Origin of the sequence: Nocardia elegans NBRC 108235, from assembly GCF_001612845.1 — a bacterium.
GTDB lineage: Bacteria > Actinomycetota > Actinomycetes > Mycobacteriales > Mycobacteriaceae > Nocardia > Nocardia nova.
On sequence record NZ_BDBF01000099.1, the window covers coordinates 1 to 5,271 of the forward strand.

5 protein-coding genes are annotated in these 5,271 nt (G+C 70.9%); 4 read left to right on the forward strand and 1 reads right to left on the reverse strand.

Features of this window, described 5'->3' with window-relative positions; translation table 11 throughout:
• Positions 1–161 precede the first annotated feature (161 nt).
• A complete protein-coding gene (locus NE2_RS34270; protein ID WP_063032891.1) occupies positions 162–1,124 on the reverse strand; it encodes an aldo/keto reductase in 963 nt (320 codons plus the stop codon).
• A gap of 270 nt (positions 1,125–1,394) precedes the next feature.
• On the opposite strand from NE2_RS34270, the gene NE2_RS34275 reads away from it, so the two are divergent.
• From NE2_RS34275 to mshC, 4 genes are all read left to right on the forward strand, one after another.
• Positions 1,395–2,144, forward strand: a complete 750-nt coding sequence (locus tag NE2_RS34275) for a histidine phosphatase family protein (protein WP_063032893.1) — start codon at positions 1,395–1,397, stop codon at positions 2,142–2,144.
• A gap of 24 nt (positions 2,145–2,168) precedes the next feature.
• Positions 2,169–2,753 (forward strand): DUF3090 domain-containing protein, encoded by a 585-nt coding sequence (locus tag NE2_RS34280; RefSeq protein ID WP_036505610.1) that lies wholly within the window; start codon positions 2,169–2,171, stop codon positions 2,751–2,753.
• 6 nt (positions 2,754–2,759) lie between these two features.
• On the forward strand, positions 2,760–3,599 hold the full coding sequence (locus NE2_RS34285; RefSeq protein ID WP_063032895.1) for an SCO1664 family protein: 840 nt from the start codon (positions 2,760–2,762) through the stop codon (positions 3,597–3,599).
• A 189-nt stretch (positions 3,600–3,788) separates the two neighbouring features.
• Positions 3,789–5,027: a cysteine--1-D-myo-inosityl 2-amino-2-deoxy-alpha-D-glucopyranoside ligase gene (mshC, locus tag NE2_RS34290; RefSeq protein ID WP_063032897.1), complete on the forward strand. Its 1,239-nt coding sequence runs from the start codon at positions 3,789–3,791 to the stop codon at positions 5,025–5,027.
• Positions 5,028–5,271: the final 244 nt, after the last annotated feature.

A 5,271-nucleotide genomic window follows, 5' to 3' on the forward strand; every position in this document is an offset into this window, starting at 1 on the left:
GCGCCGGCGTTGCCGCAGCGCCCGGCTCGGTGGGCCCCGCCGGTGCGGCGGAGGCGATGCGGGCCGATCGGACGTCGAGACACCTCATGTAGGCAAGCCTAAGTGGTAGCGCGGACCGGTTGTCACCGCCCTGTGCGCGCACGTCCCGCCGGCCCGGCCGCTCAGATACCGCTGACGTCGTCGAGAGCGGCCGCGATCGCCCGCGGAAGTTCCAGCGTTTCCGCGGCGAGGACGCCGGTGAGCTGACCGATATCGCGGGCGCCGACGATCATCGACGCGACGCCCGGCCGGTCGCGCAGCCAGGCCGCCGCCACCGCCAGGGGTGAGGTGCCCAGCCCGTCGGCCGCGGTGACCACCGCGTCCACCACCCGGGTGGCGTGTTCGTCGAGACGTTCGCGGATTTCGGCGGCGGTCGCCTCGTCGGCGCCACGCGAGTCGGCGGGCACGCCGTCGCGATATTTGCCGGTGAGGATGCCACCGGCCAGCGGTGAGGCCGCGATCAACCCGACCCCGTGGTGTCCGGCCGCCGGTAGCAGTTCGGTTTCGGCACCGCGTGCCAGCAGCGAATAGGGCGACTGCGCGGCCACGATCGGGGCCGCCGAGGCCAAGGTGGCCAGCTGCCAGGCGCTCAGGCCGCGCGCCCCCGCGTAGCGCACCTTGCCCGAGCGCACGGCGTGGTCGAGGGTGGCCGCGATCTCGTCGAGCGGGGTGTGCCGGTCCCAGGCCGCCACACTCCAGATGTCGAGATAGTCGGTGCCCAGTTCGGCGAGGGTGCGGTCGAGTTGACGCATCAGGGTGCGCCGCGACGCGTCCACACTCCAGTGGATGCCGGCCGCGGGTCCGCCGTCGGGATCGGTGACCCCGGGCACCGGCACCAGGCCCGCACACCCGCTGATCACCAGATCGTCGCGCGGCACCAGCTCACCCACGAGCTCGCCGAGCATGCGTTGCGCGGCGCCGCCCTGATACACCGGCGAGGTGTCGACCAGCGTTCCGCCGGCCTCCACGAACGCCACCAGCTGCGCCGCCGCGTCCTCGGCATCGGTTTCCCGGCCCCAGGTGTGGGTGGCCAGCCCCATCCGCGATACCCGCAGGCCACTGCGGCCCACCGCCCGCTGTTCCATCACCACACCGCCCCAGCTCTCGTCACAGTGTCCGAGCCTAGGGCCACAACCGGTCCCGGAAACGGATACCACTCGCGAACCGCCGGAAGATGCGAGGTGCACCACAGCGCCCGCCGGTGCGGGGAGGCCGGGTCACAGGCCCGGTCGCCGATTCCTCCGACAGCGAAACAGGTTGTATACCAGCGGGTTCCGCATTGCCGGGGCGTGCGGCCGAGGTCGGGGGCCGGTGACGGCGCGAGCCCGGCGGTGGTGATCGCCTAGTCTGGTCCCATGACGGTGATCCTGCTGCGGCACGGGGTGTCGACCTCCAACACCGCGCGCACGCTGGCCGGCCGCAGTCCCGGGGTCGAGCTCACCGAGCGCGGCACCGAGCAGGCGCTGGCGGTGGCAGAACGCCTGGCACCGTTACCGATCGAGCACATCGCGCATTCCCCGCTGCTGCGCTGCACGCGCACGGTCTCCCCACTGGCCGACAAACTCGGCCTCGAACCCGAACCCGACGAGCGCCTGCTCGAGGTGGACTACGGCGAATGGACCGGCCGGCTGCTCTCGGAGCTGGTGAAGGAACCGCTGTGGAAGGTCGTGCAGCAGCACGCCTCGGGGGCGGTGTTCCCCGGTGGTGAGGGCCTGGCCCAGGTGCAGTACCGGGCGGTGGCCGCGGTGCGCGCGATCGACACCGAACTCGCCGAACGCCACGGCCGCGATGTGCTGTGGGTGGCCTGCACGCACGGTGACGTGATCAAGTCGCTGCTGGCCGACGCGTTCGGCATCCATCTCGACGGGTTCCAGCGCATCGTGGTGGAACCGGCCTCCATCAGCGTCGTCCGCTACACCCCGGCCGCCCCCTACGTGTGGCGCGTCAACGACACCGGTTCCGACCTGTCGGCGCTGGCCGCGGTCGCGCAACCGTCCGAGCAGCGTGCCGGGCCCGTCCCCGGCGGTGAGGTGGGCGCCGCGCCGGGGGCGGATAATGGGAATATTGCGGATCCCCCCGATTCGGGGAACGAGCGTAATCAGTGATGCAGTCGGTTTCAGGAGGTGCAGATGGCCCGAGCAATCCATGTGTTTCGCACCCCCGACCGTTTCGTCGCCGGAACCGTCGGTGAGCCAGGGGATCGCGCCTTCTATCTACAGGCCGTGCAGGAACCCCGCGTGGTGAGCGTGCTGCTGGAGAAACAGCAGGTGAAGGTGCTCGCCGACCGGATGGGTCTGCTGCTGGACGAGGTGGCCCGCCGGTTCGGCGCCACGGTGCCGCCGCAGGCCGAGGACGTCAACGACACGGCCCCGCTCCAGATGCCGATCGACACCGAATTCCGTGTCGGGACAATGGGTTTGGGCTGGGACGCCGATGCCGGCGCGGTGGTGGTGGAACTGCTGGCCATCACCGAGACCGAGGTCGACGAATCGGTGGTCCTCGACGACACCGAGGAGGGCCCCGACGCGGTGCGGGTGTTCTTGACCCCGGAGCAGGCCCGCGAATTCGCGTTGCGGTCGGCGAAGGTGATCGCGGCCGGACGGCCGCCGTGCCCGCTGTGCGGGGAACCGCTCTCGCCCAAGGGGCACATGTGTGTGCGCACCAATGGTTACAAGCGCGGCGACATCTTCGGCGCGACCGATCTGGAGGACTGAGGACCGGTGACCACGCGCGCGGCGACCGCAGACGAGGGCGCGGCCCGCGACGGCCTCTACAGCGGTGAGTTGTCGATCATCGGGCGGGTGACCACCGCCAGCAACCTCACCCTGGTCTGTGAGATCGACCCGCCGGTCGACGGGGGCGCGGAGCCTCTGCGGGTGGTGTACAAGCCGGTGCGCGGGGAGCGGCCGCTGTGGGATTTCCCCGACGGCACGCTGGCCGGGCGCGAGGTGGCCTCGTATCTGGTGTCGGCGGCGCTGGGGTGGTCGGTGATTCCGGAGACGATCCTGCGGGAGGGTCCGCTGGGCCCCGGCATGGTGCAGCGCTGGATCGAGACCGTCGACCCGGGTGAGGCGGCGCCGGGGCGCTTGGATCTGGTGGATCTGGTGCCCGCCGGTGCGGTGCCCGCCGGGTTCCGGGAGGTACTGCGGGCGGTGGACGGCACGGGTGCGCGCGTGTCACTGGTCCATGCCGACGATCCGCGACTGCGCCGGATGGCGGTACTGGACGTATTGCTCAACAACGCCGACCGCAAGGGCGGGCACGCCCTCGAAGGCGTCGACGGCGGTGTCTACGGGGTCGACCACGGGATCTGCCTGCACAGCGAACCGAAATTGCGCACGGTGCTGTGGGGCTGGGCGGGCGAGCCGGTGGGGGAGGAACTGCTCGGTGACATCGCCGCGTTCGCCGACCGGATTTCGGGCCCGATCGGTTCGGCGCTGGCCGAACACATCACCGACGACGAGATCGCGGCCCTGGAGGCGCGGGCCCGCGAGCTGTTGAACGATCCGGTGCTGCCGCAACCGATCAGCTCTCGCCCCATTCCCTGGCCCGCGTTCTGAGCCGGCGCGAATCCGATCGCGCCGATCCGCCGACGTGCGCGCCGCATTCGGTGCGCGTGGCGTACAACGGTTGACTTCGCCACACTGCTGACCCCGGCCGAGGTCGGATGTGGTGGCGAACACCCCGCGACGGGCCCGGTAGCCGGGGGTGGCGGGCGAGGTGCCCGCCCGGACCCTTACCCTCGAATCATGCAGTCCTGGTCCGAAATCTCCGTTCCCGCCGTCCCCGGATCCGGACCGCCCTTGCGGTTGTTCGATACCGCCGACCGGCAGGTGCGCCCGGTGTCGCCCGGCGCGACCGCCACCATGTACGTCTGCGGCATCACACCCTACGACGCCACGCATCTGGGGCACGCGGCGACCTATCTGGCCTTCGATCTGGTCAACCGGATCCTGCGCGACGGCGGCCACGAGGTGCACTACGTGCAGAACATCACCGACGTCGACGATCCCCTGTTCGAGCGGGCCGAACGCGACGGGGTGGACTGGCGCGAACTCGGCACCGGCGAGATCGGGTTGTTCCGCGAGGATATGGCGCAGCTGCGGGTGCTGCCGCCGCGCGACTACATCGGCGCGATCGAATCGGTCGGCGAGGTCGTGGAACTGGTGGACAAACTGCTGGCCGCCGGGGCGGCGTATGTCGTCGACGACGCCGAATACCGCGACATCTACTTCCGCCACGACGCCACCGAGCAGTTCGGCTACGAATCCGGCTACGACCGGGCCACGATGGATCGGCTGTTCGCCGAACGCGGCGGCGATCCGGAGCGCCCGGGTAAGCGCGACCCGATCGACGCGCTGCTGTGGCGGGCGGCGCGGCCGGGTGAGCCGTCGTGGCCGGCGCCGTTCGGCGAGGGCCGCCCGGGCTGGCATATCGAGTGTGCGGCGATCGCGTTGAACCGGCTCGGCCCCGAATTCGACATTCAGGGTGGCGGCAGCGATCTGATCTATCCGCATCACGAGTATTCGGCCGCGCACGCCGAGGCGCTGGTGTCGCATCGGCGCTTCGCCCGGCACTACGTGCACGCCGGGTTGATCGGCTTGGACGGCGAGAAGATGTCAAAGTCGCGGGGCAATCTGGTGTTCGTGTCGAAGTTGCGGCGCGCGGGCGTGGATCCGTCGGCGATCCGGCTGGGCCTGTTCGCCGACCACTACCGCACCGATCGGCAGTGGTCGGATGCGGTGCTCGAGCAGGCGCAGCAGCGGCTCGCGCGCTGGCGGCAGGCGGCGGCGCTGGAGTCGGGTCCGGGGGCCGAGGAGACGGTCGCGCGGTTGCGTCAACATCTGGCCGATGATCTGGACACCCCGAAAGCCCTTGCCGCCGTGGACAGCTGGGTGCAGCAGGCCCTGAGTTACGGCGGGCCGGACACCGCGGCGCCGGGCCTGGTTCGCACGGCCGTCGATGCCCTGCTGGGCGTCACTCTCTGAACAGAGGGTGCGCGGTGCACTGGCTGCACATGCGAAACGACTGCACGCGGTAGGCCGCCGCCGCAGTTGGAGGCCGGACAGCTGATCCGCGGGTGTCGCACCTGCGGATCAGCTGTGATCGTTCAGGCGCGGCGGTCGGCGAGCGCCCACGAGGTGAGCGCCACCGCGCCGGAGACCACCGCCACCGACGGCCACGCGCCGATCTTCTTGGCCAGCGGATGCGAGGCGACCATCGCGCCCACCG